17 protein-coding genes, 1 tRNA gene, 1 pseudogene and 1 other annotated feature are annotated in these 16560 nt (G+C 61.3%); of the genes and pseudogenes, 13 read left to right on the forward strand and 6 right to left on the reverse strand.

Annotated features, from left to right (window positions below; translation table 11 throughout):
- The first annotated feature begins 68 nt into the window (after window positions 1–68).
- A complete protein-coding gene (locus RXV95_RS12565) occupies window positions 69–215 on the forward strand; it encodes a hypothetical protein (RefSeq protein WP_338466383.1) in 147 nt (48 codons plus the stop codon).
- A gap of 8 nt (window positions 216–223) precedes the next feature.
- On the opposite strand, the gene RXV95_RS12570 is transcribed toward RXV95_RS12565, so the two are convergent.
- Window positions 224–1237 carry a polyprenyl synthetase family protein gene (locus RXV95_RS12570; protein ID WP_338466384.1) on the reverse strand — a complete coding sequence of 338 codons (1014 nt, stop codon included), beginning with the start codon at window positions 1235–1237 and terminating at the stop codon, window positions 224–226.
- A 113-nt stretch (window positions 1238–1350) separates the two neighbouring features.
- On the opposite strand from RXV95_RS12570, the gene RXV95_RS12575 reads away from it, so the two are divergent.
- Complete coding sequence (locus RXV95_RS12575) at window positions 1351–1638, forward strand: chorismate mutase (RefSeq protein WP_338466385.1); 288 nt, start codon at window positions 1351–1353, stop codon at window positions 1636–1638.
- A gap of 3 nt (window positions 1639–1641) precedes the next feature.
- On the forward strand, window positions 1642–2010 hold the full coding sequence (locus RXV95_RS12580; protein WP_338466386.1) for a hypothetical protein: 369 nt from the start codon (window positions 1642–1644) through the stop codon (window positions 2008–2010).
- 32 nt (window positions 2011–2042) lie between these two features.
- Here the strand turns inward: RXV95_RS12580 and RXV95_RS12585 are convergent, their stop codons facing one another.
- A complete protein-coding gene (locus tag RXV95_RS12585) occupies window positions 2043–2510 on the reverse strand; it encodes an Lrp/AsnC family transcriptional regulator (protein WP_338466387.1) in 468 nt (155 codons plus the stop codon).
- Window positions 2511–2740: 230 nt separating this feature from the next.
- On the opposite strand from RXV95_RS12585, the gene RXV95_RS12590 reads away from it, so the two are divergent.
- The 5 genes from RXV95_RS12590 (at window position 2741) to RXV95_RS12610 (ending at window position 7981) form a co-directional block, all read left to right on the forward strand.
- Window positions 2741–4558, forward strand: coding sequence for a histidine kinase dimerization/phospho-acceptor domain-containing protein (locus RXV95_RS12590; protein WP_338466388.1), 1818 nt, complete (start codon window positions 2741–2743; stop codon window positions 4556–4558).
- 31 nt (window positions 4559–4589) lie between these two features.
- The gene (locus RXV95_RS12595) at window positions 4590–5591 is read left to right on the forward strand and encodes a polysaccharide deacetylase family protein (RefSeq protein ID WP_338466389.1); all 1002 of its coding nucleotides are present in this window, start codon (window positions 4590–4592) and stop codon (window positions 5589–5591) included.
- Window positions 5592–5639: 48 nt separating this feature from the next.
- Window positions 5640–5715 (forward strand) — tRNA-Ile (locus RXV95_RS12600).
- A gap of 85 nt (window positions 5716–5800) precedes the next feature.
- Window positions 5801–7216, forward strand: coding sequence for a DUF6538 domain-containing protein (locus tag RXV95_RS12605; RefSeq protein WP_338466390.1), 1416 nt, complete (start codon window positions 5801–5803; stop codon window positions 7214–7216).
- A 189-nt stretch (window positions 7217–7405) separates the two neighbouring features.
- Window positions 7406–7981: a recombinase family protein gene (locus tag RXV95_RS12610; protein WP_338466391.1), complete on the forward strand. Its 576-nt coding sequence runs from the start codon at window positions 7406–7408 to the stop codon at window positions 7979–7981.
- Here the strand turns inward: RXV95_RS12610 and RXV95_RS12615 are convergent.
- Window positions 7961–8206 carry a hypothetical protein gene (locus RXV95_RS12615; protein ID WP_338466392.1) on the reverse strand — a complete coding sequence of 82 codons (246 nt, stop codon included), beginning with the start codon at window positions 8204–8206 and terminating at the stop codon, window positions 7961–7963. The two genes, RXV95_RS12610 and RXV95_RS12615, sit on opposite strands and share 21 nt — an antisense overlap.
- A gap of 192 nt (window positions 8207–8398) precedes the next feature.
- On the opposite strand from RXV95_RS12615, the gene istA reads away from it, so the two are divergent.
- On the forward strand, window positions 8399–9682 hold the full coding sequence (gene istA, locus RXV95_RS12620) for an IS21 family transposase (protein ID WP_338466234.1): 1284 nt from the start codon (window positions 8399–8401) through the stop codon (window positions 9680–9682).
- Window positions 9679–10479 carry an IS21-like element helper ATPase IstB gene (gene istB / locus RXV95_RS12625; protein ID WP_216313962.1) on the forward strand — a complete coding sequence of 267 codons (801 nt, stop codon included), beginning with the start codon at window positions 9679–9681 and terminating at the stop codon, window positions 10477–10479. The genes istA and istB overlap by 4 nt, the downstream gene beginning before the upstream one ends.
- A 15-nt stretch (window positions 10480–10494) precedes the next feature.
- On the opposite strand, the gene RXV95_RS12630 is transcribed toward istB, so the two are convergent.
- Both RXV95_RS12630 and RXV95_RS12635 read right to left on the reverse strand, forming a co-directional pair.
- On the reverse strand, window positions 10495–11049 hold the full coding sequence (locus RXV95_RS12630) for a hypothetical protein (protein WP_338466393.1): 555 nt from the start codon (window positions 11047–11049) through the stop codon (window positions 10495–10497).
- 48 nt (window positions 11050–11097) lie between these two features.
- Window positions 11098–11448 carry a hypothetical protein gene (locus RXV95_RS12635; protein ID WP_338466394.1) on the reverse strand — a complete coding sequence of 117 codons (351 nt, stop codon included), beginning with the start codon at window positions 11446–11448 and terminating at the stop codon, window positions 11098–11100.
- 771 nt (window positions 11449–12219) lie between these two features.
- Between RXV95_RS12635 and RXV95_RS12640 the strand changes: the two genes are divergently transcribed.
- The 3 genes from RXV95_RS12640 to RXV95_RS12650 are packed head-to-tail and all read left to right on the forward strand — an operon-like array spanning window position 12220 to window position 14100.
- Window positions 12220–12987, forward strand: coding sequence for a TIGR04255 family protein (locus RXV95_RS12640; protein WP_338466395.1), 768 nt, complete (start codon window positions 12220–12222; stop codon window positions 12985–12987).
- A complete protein-coding gene (locus tag RXV95_RS12645; protein WP_338466396.1) occupies window positions 12987–13550 on the forward strand; it encodes a hypothetical protein in 564 nt (187 codons plus the stop codon). Before RXV95_RS12640 ends, RXV95_RS12645 begins: the two co-directional genes overlap by 1 nt.
- Entirely contained in the window at window positions 13522–14100 is a 579-nt protein-coding gene (locus RXV95_RS12650; RefSeq protein WP_338466397.1) for a hypothetical protein, read from the forward strand. The genes RXV95_RS12645 and RXV95_RS12650 overlap by 29 nt, the downstream gene beginning before the upstream one ends.
- Window positions 14101–15303: 1203 nt before the next feature.
- On the opposite strand, the pseudogene RXV95_RS12655 reads toward RXV95_RS12650, so the two are convergent.
- Window positions 15304–16551, reverse strand: a pseudogene (locus RXV95_RS12655) (IS3 family transposase).
- Window positions 16156–16270: a sequence feature (AL1L pseudoknot), on the reverse strand. Its footprint overlaps the pseudogene before it by 115 nt.
- Window positions 16552–16560 lie beyond the last annotated feature (9 nt).

Consider the following 16560-nt stretch of genomic DNA (forward strand, 5'->3'; position numbering starts at 1 on the left):
CCATGTCCGCTGCCCGTTCAGCCCAGCGAAGGCACCCGCCAGGTAGCGCAACATCGGTGAGAACCACGTTGGATATCATCCTCGCGCTGACCACCGGCATCCTGTTCAGCGGCGCGCTGGTTGGCGCGGCGATGCTGGGCGCCTGCGCCGGCGTTGCGGGAAGTTGCTGGTGGCTGTGGCGCCGGTACGGAAAAAAGCCGCCGCCCGACCGGTAAGACCGCAGTCAGTAACGCCGCGCAACCGCGAACTGCGCCGCTTCGATCATCGCCGCCTTGGCGTCGCTCTTGGGAAAATGTGCGATCGCGTCGACAGCGCGCGCCGCATAGTGACGAGCCCGTTCGCGCGTCGCCTCTACTGCGTCGTGGCGGCCGATCAGCGCAATCGCGTGATCAAGGTCGGCATCGCTGGTGCGGTGCCCGATGATTGCCGCCTCCCAGAACTTGCGCTCTTCCGCGTCGCCGCGCGCATAGGCAAGGATGACCGGCAGGGTCATCTTGCCTTCGCGAAAATCGTCGCCGCGGTCCTTGCCCATTTCGGCCGCGTCCGAATCGTAATCGATCGCGTCGTCGGCAAGCTGGAAGGCAATGCCCAGGTTGCGGCCATAGGCGTCGAGCGCCATCTCGTCCGCCTCCGGCCGTTCGGCTACCACGGCGGCGATGCGGCAGGCGGCGGCAAACAGCGCGGCGGTCTTCGCGTTGATGATCGAAAGATAGCGCTCCTCGCTCGTCTCGATCTGGCGCTGCGCGGTAAGCTGGTCCACCTCGCCTTCGGAAATCACAGAGCTGGCGTTCGACAGGATGCGCAGGACCTTCAGGCTGCCGTCCTCCACCATCAGCTCGAAAGCGCGGGTGAACAGGAAATCGCCCACCAGCACCGTCGCAGGATTGCCGAAGATGATGTTCGCCGCTTTCTTGCCGCGCCGCATGTCCGATCCGTCCACCACGTCGTCGTGCAGCAGGGTAGCGGTGTGGATGAATTCCACCGTTGCGGCGAGCTTGTGGTGGCGGTTCCCGCCGTATTCCAGCAGCGCCGCACTTGCCAGCGTCAGCATCGGGCGCAACCGCTTTCCGCCGCCCGCGATCAGGTGCCCGGCAAGCGCGGGGATCAGCGGGATGCGGCTCTGCATCCGGTCAAGGATCACGGTGTTCACCGAGTTCAGCCCGTCGGCCACCAGCGTCATCAGCGGCTCAAGCGAAGGTTCCGCCTTGCGCGGCAGGGAATGGATGGTCGCAGTCATCACGCGCAGCGCTAGGCGCGGCAGGCATGGCTTGGCAAGTCGCAATCGCCGCGTTAGCGGATCGAATGCGACACAAAATGCCGCAATGCGAAATCGGAAAGGTGCAAAGGGCGATGAGCGAGGATCCGGTGCTGGCAAACTATCGCCAGTCGATCGACAACATCGATGCGGCGATGATCCACATCCTTGCCGAACGCTTCCGCATTACGCAGGCGGTGGGCGCCTACAAGGCGGAACACAAGCTGCCGCCCGCCGACCCGTCGCGAGAGGAACGCCAGATCGCCCGCCTGCGCAAGCTTGCAGAAGACGCGCACCTGGACCCGGAGTTTTCGGAAAAGTTCCTGCGTTTCATCATCGACGAGGTGATCCGCCACCATGAACAGGCGCGGGGGAACGGGTAAACCGTGGGCTGGCGCGAGCAGCTGCGCGAACTGGCAGGCGCGAAAGGTTCCCTGGGACTGGCCGCGCTGGTGGCGCTGGGCGTGCTTTTGCCCGGCGCTTTCCGCCTGAACGGCCTTTCGGCGGGCAGTTTCGTCAACGCGGCCGTCTGGGCCATCGCCGCGGTCGCGCTTGTCCAGGTGGCCGCGCGCGTATCGCCGCCGCGCAATCTTACCTACGTGCTCGCCATCGGATCGGCGGCACTGGCCTGGCTTCTTTTTGGACCGCAGATCATGGGCGGGGGAGACGCCGCAAGCTGGCTGATCGCAGCCGCGCTATGGGCCGGGATCAGCCTTGCAGCCTTTGCCGCACTGATGATCTATCGCCAACCCTGAGGCGCGGGGCGCCCCCGGCCATATCGCGCGTCTTAACCTTCCAGCGGAACGCCGGGCACCTGCTTTGCGGTGCGGATCGTCAGGCTGGTCTTCACACTTGCCACGTTGGGGGCAGGCGTGAGCTTGCTGGTCAGGAATTCCTGGAAGCTCTGCAAATCGCGGCTGACGATCTTCAGGATGAAATCGATTTCGCCATTGAGCATGTGACATTCGCGCACTTCGGCCAGCGTGCCCATGTGCTCTTCGAACTGGCGCAGCGATTCTTCCGCCTGGCTTTTCAGGCTGACCAGCGCGAAAACGGTAATCGCGAAGCCCAGCTTCGAAGCGTCGAGATCGGCGTGATAACCGCGGATCACGCCTTCTTCCTCAAGCGCACGGACACGGCGCAGGCACGGCGGAGCGGTCAACCCCACGCGCTGTGCCAGTTCAACGTTCGTAATGCGGCCTTCCGCCTGCAATTCGGCCAGAAGGCGCCGGTCGATGTTATCGAGTGCTGCCATGCCCTTGGGGATGTCCTTGAAATTCAATGCCGGATGCGGATCGGTGTAAAAGCCAGCAACATTCCACCGCCGAACCGATTGCGCATGATAATAATATTCTGTCTTAGCGCAATCGTCCCACAATGCAACGCGTGCAATCGTCATGCTGTTAGCAAAGCGGCAATTTGCTATCCTGCATTGGCGCTGCACGAACCGTCCGTCCCGGACGGCCTGCCCCGCCCGGAGCACGAATGATAATCGACGACCGCCTTGATACTGTCTTGCGCACGAACGCGACGGGTCCGGCGGCGGCGCGCACGCAGTTTCGCCAGCTTGTGGACATCCTTGGTCGCGCGCGGGACGCCGACGATACGCCTGTGCGCAGGGCGGCGATCGACAGGCTCGAATCGCTGCACCGTCACGTGGGCGAAACCGAACGGGCCGCCATTGTCGAGGCGGCGGCGGTGCGTTCGCCGGCAATCGTCGAATATTTCGCCGGGCAATCGTCGCGCCTTGCCTCGTCCGTGCTGCGCGGCGCGCGCCTGCGCGAGGACGACTGGCTGGACATGATCCCGCGCCTGCCGGTTGCGGCGCGCGGCTTCCTTCGCCACCGGCGCGATCTTGGTCCGCAAGTCGAACGTCTGCTGGCGCGTTTTGGCATTGGTGATGCGGTGCTGCCCCAACCGGAGGGATTTGTCGCGACGGCAGAGACGTCCGCCCCGGCATCGCCCACCGTTCAGGCATCTCCCCCCGCTCCGGAAACGAGTGCGCCGCCGCCAGCAAGCGCCGAGCCTGAGCGGCCCGTCCGTCCGCCGGTTCAGCCGCGCGCGCCGGCCCCCGACCCGCGCGAAGGCATCGGCGCCATCGTCCGCCGGATCGAGGCGTTCCGCCGCAATCGCGAAGATGCCTCGCAAGATGGCGATGCGATAGAGATCGAGCCGGGCGAAGCCCCTCGCCTGCCCTTTCCGGGTGAGGCTTCGCGCGCACGCGCCACGTCAGTCGACATATCGCTCGACACGGAAGGGACCATTGCCGCCGCGACAGGCGGGATGGGACCGATGCTGGTCGGGCATCGCCCGTTCACCGCCGATCCCGACGCGCCTGCCCGTTGCGACACCAGATCGCTTGCCGCGGTTCGCGAACGCCGGCCGATCGAGGCGGGCCGGATAGAGCTTGAAGGCGCACCGGCCATCGCCGGCCCTTGGCGGATCGACGCCGTGCCGTGCTTTTCCGCCAAGGGAGGCCGGTTCACCGGCTGGCTGGCGCGGCTCCGTCGCCCCGAACCGAGCGCCGCGCGCGACACCGTGCTTGCCGCCAACGACGACGATCGCGACAGCGGCGACCGGCTGCGGCAGATGCTCCACGAACTGCGCACGCCGATCAACGCGATCCAGGGGTTTGCCGAACTGATCCACCAGCAGGTCATGGGGCCGGTATCGCACCAGTATCGCAGCTATGCCGCCCACATCGCGGGCGATGCGGCGAAGATGCTGGCCGGCTTCGAAGAGGTTGACCGGCTGGTCAAACTGGAAACCGGACGTATGGCCTGCGAAACCGGCGATACCGACGCGGCGGATGTCGTCCACCGCGTGATCGCGCAGGTCGAACCCCTGTTCGAACGGCGCGGGGTGCGCCTGACACAATCGATCGCCAGCGGGAACCTGCCGGTATCGCTTGCCGATCATGAACTGGAAGAGCTGGTCTGGCGCCTGCTCAGTGTGATCGCGGGCGGAGCCGCGCCGGGCGAACGCCTCGATCTGGAACTGGTGGTGGAAGGCGGCTCGCTGCGCCTCGCCGCAACGCTGCCTGCATCGCTTGCCTCGCGCGAAACCGCCCGGCTTTTCTCGCCCGGAACGCGCGGGCCGGACGGGCTGCCCGCGTCGCTGCTTGGTGCGGGCTTTTCGCTGCGCCTGGCCGCAGCAGAAGCGCGGGCCGCAAATGGCGATGTCGAACGTTCAGGCAATCTTATCACCTTGCGGCTACCGCTATTGACCCTGAACGGGGCCGCACCTAGCGATACCCGGGGCGATGGCGGCCATCCGGACACACAAGGACACCGTTCCGCCTGAATTCCCGCAAGGCAGAAGGGGGCGAAACACGGTGGGCAAGCCGAACATTCTGGATGTGCCGTCCCGCACTGACAGGGTGGTGTTCGCACCGGAATTCGGCCAGCGCTTCGTGGTTACGGTCGACACCGAAGAGGAATTCGACTGGAGCAAGCCGTTCGACCGGGAGAATCACCGGCTCGACCATGTTCCGCGCATCGCCAAGTTCCAGCAGTTCTGCGAGGGTTTCGGCGTCATCCCGGTCTATCTGATCGACTATCCGGTGGCGACCGATCCCGTCGCCGCCGAAGTGCTGCGCGACGCAGTTCGGTCCGGCCGCGCCGAAGTGGGCGTGCAATTGCACCCGTGGGTCAACCCGCCGCACGAAGAGGCGGTAAACGAATTCAACAGCTTTTGCGGCAACCTGCCGCCTGACCTTGAGCGCGCGAAGTTTCGCAAGCTGCGCGACAGCATCGAGGAAGCCTTCGGCGTCGCTCCGATGATCTATCGCGCCGGGCGTTATGGCGTGGGAAGCGCGACGGCGGAAATCCTGGGCCAGTCGGCCATCGCCATAGACACCTCGGTGCGCGCGCTGTTCAACTATTCAGGTAGCGGTGGCCCGGATTTCACCGGTCACCCGCTTTATCCCTACTGGATCGACAAGGCGGGCGGCCTGATGGAAATGCCGCTGACGACCGTTTTCTGGGGTCCGCTGCGCAAGCAGGGCCGGTGGCTTCATCCTCGCCTGTGGCGTGCGCCGCAACTGCGCGGTGTGCTTTCCAGGCTGGGGTTGCTGGAACGCATTTCGCTGACTCCCGAGGGAATCGACGCGGAAGAAGCGATCAAGGCGATCGATATCGCCGTCGACGATGGACTTCCTCTGCTGGTGTTTTCGTTCCACAGCCCGTCGCTGCGCCCCGGACATACCCCCTATGTTCGCGACGAAGCAGACCTCGACCGCTTCTATGACTGGTGGCGCCGCGTCTTCGCCTATCTGGAGCAAAGATCGATTGCGCCGGCCTGCGTTCGCGAAATCATGGACGCCGCGCAAGTCTGACCGCTTGCCAATCCCCCTTCTCGCCGGTAACCGGCCCAAACCGCCTGGGGGCCTGTAGCTCAGCGGTTAGAGCTGGCCGCTCATAACGGCTAGGTCGCGGGTTCGAATCCTGCCGGGCCCACCAAGCGCAAATCAAGAGCTTGGATTTCCACAAGTTCTTGGTTTTGCGAGGGTTTCTAGATCGTCCTGTGACACTTAGGTGTGACAGCATGGACGACATAGACATGGCAAAATATCCGGGCCTGACCGTTCGGCCTGAGAATGGACGCTTCTACATCCGCGTCGTGATCCCGCAGCGTCTACGGGCTGTCGCGGGCAGGCGTGACATCCGGAAAAGCCTCGACACGTCCGACCGGAGGGTAGCGATCGAGCGCTACCGCACGCGGCTGGGTGAAGCCCAAGAACAACTACGTGGGTACGAGCAACAGCTAGCCGAGATGACGCGGATCGATACCGCTGCCGCTACCGGTTCCGTTCTCTTCTCGTCGCGGGCACCCATCGGATATTGTGCGATAGCTGCGAACCCTGTCAGCACCAACCAAGGTTTCAAGAGCTGGGTTTGTGAAGCCGAAATCTCACCGGAGTTCGTGCGATTTTACCTGCTTAGCGCGACCGATTACGCTGACAGCCTTGCGAGTGGGACGACGTTTCGCGAGGTTTCAGGAAAGCGTGTCGGCGCTATGGCATTCCCCCTCCCCCCGCTGAAAGGCATTATCATTGACGAGCCTTGGATCAGCGAAATTCTGGCAGGCCGAAAATCTTGGGAAATGCGTGGCAAGTCATGGAGCCATCGCGGCGAAGTGGCACTGATCCGCAAGGGGTCGGGGCTGATAGTGGGTCTAGCCCGAATGACCGACTGCTTGGAGCGCCTAGACGAGGCAGGCCTGCGTAGGTCCGAGCACAAGCATCGCATACCTCCGCAGAAAATGGCGATGGCGATCGAAAATCGGTGGATGGTCCCTTGGGTTTTGGAGGACGTTCAGCGCCTGGCGCCTCCAATCCCTTACGTGCATAAATTTGGCGCGCAGACGCCCGTCAATATCGACGAGCAAGCGCAGCTTGAGGTAAGGCGCCGAATATCCGGAAATTCTACAAAGCCTGTTGCTATCCGACCTTTGTCCACTGTTGCGAGATCAAGACGGCCTATCGCACCCCCGCAACCTCCGCCGCCATTGGCCCTTCAATCTATGACGGGTGAACAGCGAGCGCAGGCAATGCATGCCCTGCCGCATTTCGGCGGCAAGTCGGTGCGCTCGATAACCATGGCAGACATTCCCACACCAAAAAGTGAAATGACGATAGAGGCAGCTCCAAGCGTCGATATCAGTAAGCCGACCGGTGATGTCTTGAAGGGGATTGAACGGCAAAGCTCTCAGGCCCGTAAAGGTGCCAAGCTTCGACAAAGACGAATTTTGAACCGCCGGTTGGCTGTCGTAAGAGCCACCGTGAGCTTTGTTGCGGGCTGTGTTGTCGTCATTGGCCTAATTGGCTGGGCGTACCACCTGGTAGCCTTCGGGCTTTTGCAAGCCTTCTCTATGGGAGGCCTGAAATGGTTCCTTTCTGCATGCGCCGCGTCAATCGTTGTTGGTGCCCTTAGCGATGAGGCGCGGGAAGCGGATCAATGACGACCGCCGCCCAAGCCGCCAAGTCCTTGGGCCGTGACACGTCCATCGCGCCGGTCCCATGGCGGCTCAAAACTTGTAGCTTCTGGGGCATTCCTCCGGGTACGGATTTGCATGACCCATAAGATATCTATTGCTATTTATGGGGATGCCCCATAAGGTGAATGTATCTTATGGGGCATGGAGGCGTCAGTGAGCCGGATCGCATACTTTCGAGTTTCAACTGGCGGGCAGAGCATCGAGGCGCAGCGGGTCGCGCTTGCGGGGCCGTTCGAACGCGAGTTCGTGGACGAGGGCGTCAGCGGTGCGACCGCCGCAGCATCGAGGCCCGGCTTCGCCCAGTTGCTCTCCTACGTGCGCGAGGGGGACACGGTAAGCGTGTACGCACTCGACAGGCTGGGGCGCGACGCGCTCGACGTGCAAGCCACGGTGCGCCACCTGATCGAAAAAGGCGTCGTGCTGGAAGTGACAGGGCTTGGTCCTATCGGACGAGGCGTCGGAGAACTGATCGTGGCAGTCCTCGCCCAGATCGCCGACATGGAACGCCAGCGCATCAAGGAACGGTGCGACGCGGGCCGGTCAGCGGCACGAGACGCGCTTGCCAAGACCGGCAGGACCCATCGCGGCAAGGTCAGCCTCGGACGGCCCCGTGCAGCGGACCCGGCGGCAGTTCGGAAGTGGCGCTCTGACAATCAGGCTAGCATTCGCCAGACCATGGACCACTTCGGCATCTCGAAGAACACGGTGTCACGCTATTGCGCGGGGTGACCTGTCAATCCCCGGCTGGTGGTCAAGCCATCGCAGCAGGGCTTCCCGCGCGGCCTCCACGTTGCGTCGCAACCTGATCTCCACGAGGTACCAGCCGTGCCACCATGCCCATGCGGACTTCTTGTACATGATGTGCTTCTCGACATCGTCGATTTCCGCCAGCGAGGCGTGGTTCAGGCGGCTGGCGATGGCGGCTTCCCAAGCCGATGCTACCTCGCGGGGCACATAGGCTAGCGGGGTCTCGCCTTCGATCAGGCGATAGTGCGCGCCGTTGAACTTGAACTCCTTAGTGACGTCGTGCGCAGAAAATTTCCCGATGTCGAAGGGACCAGCACCGTGTGTCAGGCGAAGTGAGAAACTGCCCCCCTTCCGAATCTGAGAACTGACCCCCTCTGGGTTCGACAAGAGGAGGGACAGATGACGATAGGGACATCAGAAATCCCGGCACAGGCGATTGCTGTGCAGGGAGAAGAGATGCTTCAACCGGACGAGGTGGCCGCGATGGTGCGGTTGCATGAACTTGGCTGGGGAGCCAAGCGGCTGTCGAAGGAATTTGGCTGCGCGCGCAACACGGTGCGCCGCTACCTTCGCGCCGGGGGCGTCGTGCCGTTTGCCAAGGCACCGCGCAAGTCGGCCTTTGACGGCTTGGATGACTGGCTTCGCGAACGGTTCTTCCGGCACAACGGGAATGCCGATGTTATCCGCCAGGAGTTGGCGAGCGAGCACGGGATCGTGATCGGGCTGCGTTCTGTCGAGCTGCGGGTCCAGCCCTGGCGGCGCGAATTGAGGGCGCACAAGAAGGCGACGGTGCGCTTCGAGACTCGCCCTGGGCATCAGCTGCAGATCGACTTCGGCGACACCAGGGTCTGGATCGGCGATGAGCGGGTCAAGATCCACCTGTTCGTGGCGACGCTGGGTTACTCGCGGCGGATGCATATCCGGCCTTCGCTCCGGGAGCGGCAGGCGGACTGGTTCGAAGGGATGGAGGGCACGTTCCTGCGGTTCGGCGGCGTGCCGACCGAGGTCTTGTTCGACAATGCGCGAGCCCTGGTCGACCATCATGATGCAGCGACCCGCGAGGTTCGGTTCAATACCCGGCTCCATGCCTTCGCGCGCTACTGGGGCTTCAGTCCAAGGGCGTGCGCTCCGTATCGAGCCCGAACGAAGGGCAAGGATGAACGCGGCGTCGGCTATGTGAAGCGCAATGCCATCGCAGGCCGCCGCTTCGCGAGCTGGGGCGCGTTCGTTGCCCACCTGGATCAATGGAACCGGGAGGTTGCCGACATGCGCGTTCACGGCACCACTGGCGAACTGCCAATCGTGCGCTTTGCCGATGAGGCGAATGCCCTGCGTCCGCTCAGCGGACGCGCACCGTTCGGCCAGCTGCGCGACCTGGCCCGCAAGGTGCGCTCCGACTGCGCGATCGACCTCGACACCAACAGCTACTCGGTCCCGTGGCGTCTCGTCGGCGAGACGGTTCAGGTCGTGGTTCTGGGCGGTCGCGTCATCGTCCGTCATGCCGGCGAGGTCGTGGCCGATCATGCCCAATGCGAGGGTCGCCGGCAGCGGGTTATCGAACGGGCGCATCTGGCTGGGCTCGTCGGTGCCGCGCCCGGGCGCGCGACAATGCCGCCGGCTGCGCCGCCCGCGCTGTTGCGGCCGCTCGCCGAATACGAAGCGGTTGCGGGAGGGGCATGGTGATGGCAGTCGATCACGAGACCCTCATCGCCATGCTGGACCGGCTGAAGCTGACCGCAATCCGCGATCAGCTGGATACGCTGCTCGACGAAGCCGCACGCTCGGACATGACCTTGCGCGAAGCGCTCGCGTTCCTGGTCGGACGCGAAATCGCTCGGCGCGATGAACGGCGGATCTCCATGGCGAGCAAGATCGCCCAGTTCCCCTTCGTGCGCGAACTCGACGGCTTCGAGTTCGATGCGCAGCCTTCGCTGGATCCAGGGCAAATCCGGGAACTGGCGACGTGCCGCTGGATCGCACACGGTGACACGACGCTGTTCCTGGGGCCGCCCGGGACGGGGAAAACGCACTTGGCGGTGGCGCTGGGACGTGAGGCGATCCGGCAGAACTACTCGGTCCAGTTCGTCACGGCAGCAACGCTCGTGGCCCTTCTGGCCAAAGCCCACATGGACGGGAATCTCGATAAGCAACTCACGTTGCTGAGCCGGCCGAAACTGCTGATCATTGATGAACTCGGCTACTTGCCGTTCGAAGCCGACGCGGCTCACCTGTTCTTCCAGCTGGTATCGCGCCGTTACGAGAAGGGATCGATCCTGATCACCTCAAACCGTTCGGTCGGCGAATGGGGCAGCGTGTTCGGCGATCCGGTCGTCGCAACCGCGATCCTGGATCGCCTGCTCCACCACTCCACCGTGATCACCATCCGCGGGGACAGCTACCGACTTCGCGAAAAGCGCAGATCCGGCCTTCTGCAGAAGGCCGGATCTGCGCTCGACAACACCGCAACCGCACCGCAATGACAGGGGGTCAGTTCTTCAGTTCGCCCAAGGGGTCAAATCCTCGGTTCGCTTGACACCGTGATCCGCGAATGCGGTACGGACAAGACCTGCGACCTCCCCTGCCCTATGCCGGGGCACGAGCACCCCGACGTTGTCCGACCAGATGAAAGCCCGATGTTCCCCGAAGACAGCGGCGCTGCGGAGTACATCGGCCATCACCTGCTCGGCAATAAGGCAGGAGAGTGCCGAGCCTTGCGGGATACCCCACTGGCCCCCCTCTCTGCTTGCTTTGTGCGTGGCACAAACGGTGGCCATCTCCCCGGGCACGTTGATAGACATTTGGCCCAAGTGGACCTGGTGCCTGACAACAGCCGGATCAATACCCAGATGCCTCTCCAACCAAGCGTGCGAGATAGAGCCGTAGAAGTCCGCCACATCGAAGTGCAGGAACTGGTACTCCGGCCCGCACTCGGCAAGTGCCTGTTGGAGAGCTTCGCGAACAGCCGCCGGTCCATGACGGAACCCATCACGCGCGAGCATGAACTGGGCGTCGTGGATGTTCGCAAAGGGTGCGAGTGCGGACCGCAGCATGATCTGCCGTGCTAGGTCCACCCAATAGAATTTCGTGATAGGACGCCATCAGCGTCCGTTGTCCTTGCGGATGCAGAAGCGCCGAGCCTTAGCAGCGCGGGTCAGCTTCCCCACCTGCGGCAGCTTATCGAACACAGCCTGTAGGCGTTGCAAGCGCCGCTGCTCTCTGCGCTCGAGCGTCATGTCCTGCTTAGTTGGCCACCGCTTGCGCGCTGCTTGGAACAAGGCGTTCACCTGCACCACCTGTCGCGCGAGGTGCCGCCGGGCTTCCCGTCGAGCGTTCTTGGTGTGACCTAGTCCGACCAGCCGCTCGATCCCCTCCGCAGACCGTCTGGCCTGCATCCAGCACCACTGCCGCACCTTGCGCTCCTCTACCTCGGTCAGGCTGCGCGGGTTCACGCGTCCCGCGATCAGCCCTGCGAACAGGGCCTCGCAGTCACGATCCGTTGAGCGGATGTCTGCCGAGTAGTTGAATGCGGGTGTGATCTTACGGCTCCTAGCTATGAACAGGAGCCTACCTCTATACACATGAGATCGGACCGCGCATCAACTTTCGGTTGCAACGGGTTGCAACTTCTTGCCCCGACAGATGCCGTGCCCACCAGCGACCTTCATCTGTATGCAACACACTGATATATCTTATGTTTTGTATTGACTTCGACTTTGACCTGCCGCAGCCTCGCTGGGATTTGGCGGAGGACTTATGGCTCACAAGCACGTCTGGAAGGTCGGGCACCTTGCCTGCTTCCTCGGATACACTGACCTGATTGGAGAGCAGGCGGGGAGTCTGCCATTGTTGTGCCTCGTCGTCGTGGTCGCCATCGGCGCTGGGGGCGATCTGATTGTCTTCCGGCTCAACGGACCCGGCTACACTCCGGACAGTGAGACAGTGTGGCCAGAGGAACTACTGTTCGTACCTCACGGCATTCACACTGACGGCAGAGGCTCCGGTTGCGGTTGACTACGCACTCCCATGGACGGACGCGAAAGAGGCCGACGAATGGTGCGAAGGATCCGGGCAGCGGCGGGGCCGGTTAGCTTGTGCGTGTCCCTGGAGAAGACACAACGCCGTTCGAGAGCCGACGATGATTTGCTTGCGCGAGAGCATGTTCCTTGACTATCGTCAGGCTACGAGTGTCGCTTCGGCGCCCTTGGAGCGGGGATTAAGCAGTGAATAACGCGCCAGAGAACGACGCCCTCCCGCAGAAACTCACCAATGACGCGATCTTAGAAGCCGTATTGGACATAAGGTTCGAATACGACAGCAAGCGGGTTTCCGAGGTCTTTTTCGGGCAAATTGCTTTAATGCCAGAATGGAAAGGCTTCACGCAGGCCCGTTCTGCGGTCGCCGACATCCCGGAGTCCATCCGACGCACGCAAAGCGACCTACGATACCAGTCAGCGTTTCAACTAACTGGCCCAGACGGCAGGATCGCAGTGCAAGTCGGCCCTCAAGTATTTGTTTACTCCCGGCGCGGAGCATACCCCGGATGGGACGAAGCCTTTTGGCCGGAACTTGAGATGGCAATCGATCATCTCTTTAACGTGGTGCCGAATTTGTCGATAACACGACTAGGACTACGTTACATCAATGCACTGCGCTCCGATTTGCACGAAATTAAAAGCGTAATTGATCTAAATCTGGGCATAACCGTCGCTGGAGAGCCAATCGAAAACAACCTTAACGTCAATTATGTGACACGGGTGGGGTCACCATTCGAGACTGTAACGCGGATAGCAAGTGTTGATCGCGCACAGGGGCAAGTCCCAGAAAATACGACAGTAATAGTTGATATCGACGTCTATACGCCTTCTGGATTTGAGACCAGGATCGCAGATTCTGTGAAAGATTGGGTAGACGAAGCTCACAAAAAAGAAAAAGAAAGTTTCTTCTCTATTCTTGGAAAAGACGTAACAAATAGATTAAGAGAAATATAATGAGTGCTAATACAGGATCCATATCCACATTGGATATCACTAGATACTTTACGGTCCAATCTGGTATTAACCGAGATGCGACACCTGATGAAGATGTCGCATTACCTGTTGACGAGGGTGGGCCTTACAGCTCCTTCATCCAAGCCTACCTACCTACGTTAAATGGCCCTATCGCTTGGCTACCCGCGGTTGAAGCAGCCATTGCAGCATCGGTACCGGAGGAAATGAATCACGATGAGAACGAGGGACAATGGCTAGACGCAGATTCAGCGCACAACGCCATCTATTTTCTAAAAAATACCGCCGATCTATTTCCCGGATATCCAAGTATATATGGAACCCCGTTGGGAGATTTTGTGGCAGAATTTGAAAGCGGAGCTGCGACGTTAACAAGCGTAGTAACTCCCGATAAGACATTACTTGTTGGTGTATGCTTGTCAAATCCGGATGAGCAGGTCCAAAGCATTATCCCGAGGGGATCGAACCGACTTCGCGATGCTGTTCGCGAGTTCACCAAGAAGCTAGCGGAAGTTCATGGCGAAGCGGTGGGATCCGCAAGGTAAGCCAGTTGGCCCGCATGAGCGGGTTGGGCGACGCCTGTTCGATCTTCCGGAACTCGTAGGGGCTTCGGAGGCACAGTACTATTCACGCGTCAAATTCACGCAATTCTGGGACAAGCAAACTGGCGAGGTTTCCCTAGACCGTCTTGGCCGCGCCAATGTCGAGCCGAAGGTTCGGACTTACCTATTGCGACGGGCCGAAGCGCAGGGAGGCTCCTTCAGACCGACTAGAACGTTCGAAGGCTGGGCGCACATCAAGGCACAGGACCTAACGAACGCCAAATACCCTCCTAGCGTAGTGATCGTCGCCTCCCCCATGCTCAAGGACGAGGGCGCCCCCGAGATAAAAGAAAACATTTACCACGCACACATCCCTCGACCCGATGACGTCTATCAGCTTGCCCTTCATTTACGTAACCTGTTTGAAGATGCTGGAAGCGTTGAACAGCTGGAGGGGGATGACAACTCCGCTGGCGGCCCTTGGAACCTCCTTTCCAAGCTAAGGGGTTTATTCGAACGCATGATGAGCGCAATTTCAAGCACGGAGGACTGATACCGTCATCCAGGAGGCTAGTTGCAACTGGTTGCGCGACGCGGCCTCTCGCGCGGTGCACATGAGCCTGGTCAAGCGATGTTCATGCCTTGGCCTGCCGTCCCACCAGCCCCACATAGCTTTCATGGCAACGATATGCCGCTCGATCAGATCGAGTTCGTTCGGGTTTGAATGCGCAACCGAAGTGGGCGTCTGCCGGACAGGATCATCCCGAGCCGCGCCTAAAGGCCTACATCGGTCAAGTTGTAGTCAACTTCGCGCGGGGGGCGACACCGTCGCACCAGAATTTGGAGCAACCCTTTAGCCAGATTTTCCGGCAGCGCATCGACTTTAGGTTGCAACGGGTTGCAAGATTCAGGGCGTTCCGTGTTACCTAGAAACCTAGTTTGGCGCACCAACTTTCGGTTCAATCCCACTGGGTTACGGGCTAATCGCGACGCTCTCAACCATGAAGCCTGCGGGGATCAATACGAAACATATGACCTTGATAGTTAGCTACGGCGGAAGACATGACGGGAGCCTTCGTGTTGGTGCGCTTTTCAAAGTGCTGGGCGATTTCGGCGACTTTCATGAAGTTGAACTAGTAGCGGTCCATCCGGCGCACCCACGTGCTGGGGAACCCGTCCTTTCATGGGTCGTCGGTCTTAGTCAGGTGGGCGGTAGGCTTCTGCTCAAGCGCAGTATGGTGCAAGATCGAATTTCGTCGCGATCGGACTACGATGATCTTTTTACCGCGGCCAGTGAGCGCCAGCGAAATCGTACTCGGCTTGAAAGGCTCGATCGCTCCGCTAGGGCGCGTTTTGCACGTCGTCTAAAAGACATTAATCAGAGACTCGATAGGACCGTGAAGCCGCTCTCCTCGGTGCTTTGCGCTACTGGCCAAGACACACTTCGGATCGGCCACGTTTATCGCTTGCTCGTTCCCGTTAACAACTATCACCCTTATCGATTCATTCTCTCGGAGAACCGATATGCGCTTCCTCACCGATCGAACATACGAGACCTCGCTGGGCGACTTCACGAGGTTCAACACGGCCTAGACGCAGAATTGCTGGACCAAGAAACTCTGGAGTTTCGCCCCTCAAGGGCACCCACTGCATTACAAATAAATCGATTATTCCACATTAAAGAAGCGAAATATGGCAAGTTCTATCTTAAAAGGTCTGAAGCGTCCCGGGTTTTCCGGAGGCGGTTTCATTTGAGTCATGCGACCATATCGAGGTTCCCTCTGGCTGCATAGTAATTGGCTTCGGCCTCGGCGGGTGGGATGTGCCCGATGGGGCCGAACAGGCGATGGTTGTTGAACCAGTCGACCCAGCGCAGGGTTGCCATTTCAACAGCCGATACGCTCGGCCATGACCGCTGCCGCCAGATCACTTCCGCCTTGTAGAGACCGTTGATCGTCTCGGCCAAGGCATTGTCGTAGCTATCGCCGACGCTGCCAACGGACGGGACGAGGTTGGCCTCTGCCAAGCGCTGGGTGTAGTTCATGGCCAGATATTGCACGCCCCTGTCGCTGTGATGGATCAGGCCGTCATCGGGCCGGGTCTGCGGGCGTGGATCGCCTGCTCCAGGGCATCCAAAACGAAGTTCGCCGTGGCGCTGGTGCTGACCTTCCAGCCCACGATACGCCGGGCATAGGCATCGATCACGAAGGCGACGTAGACGAACCCGGCCCAGGTGTGGACATAGGTAAAGTCGACCACCCACAGGGCGTTGGGCCGGCTGACGCGGAACTCGCGGTTGACCTTGTCGAGCGGGCATGGCGCCTTCGGGTTGCTGACGGTAGTGACCGTCGTCTTGCCCCGCCGAACGCCTGCCAGCCCCATGGTCCGCATCAGCCGCTCCACGGTGCACTTGGCTACAGCGATGCCTTCGCGCCGCAACTGGTGCCAGACCTTGCGCGTGCCATAGAGGCCGACCCGAAGGGCGGCGAAGCCAACCTGTTCTCATGGACACGCTTGATGTCTTCCATGAGATCGTCGTCCCGCTGGGCACGGGCAGGACGCCTTCCGGGATCGGCAAGGCGGGCAGCATGTTCGTGATAGGAGGACGGGGCGACCGCCAGTTCGCGGCAGATCGGCTCGATACCCAGTTCACCCCGGTGAGCGTCGATGAACGACATCACCATTTGCCGTGGCGGTCGAGCTCCGCCTGAGCAAAATATGCCGAGGCCTTACGCAAGATCTCGTTGGCCCGGCGAAGCTCCTTCACCTCGCGCTCCAGCGCCTTGACCCGATCCCGGTCACTGGCGGCCTGCGCCGCTGGTCCCGCTCGTCGGCTCGCCTCCTCGCGGCACCAGCGGCGCAGCGTCTCGGTCGTGCAGCCGACCTTTCCGGCAATCGAGGTCATTGCCGCCCACTCTGACGGATAATCTCCCCGATGCTCCTCCACCATCCGTACCGCACGGTCGCGAAACTCAGGCGAAAACTTGTTCCTTGTAGCGCTCATTGTGGCTCC

This window comes from Novosphingobium sp. ZN18A2, assembly GCF_036784765.1.
Classification (GTDB): Bacteria; Pseudomonadota; Alphaproteobacteria; order Sphingomonadales; family Sphingomonadaceae; genus Novosphingobium.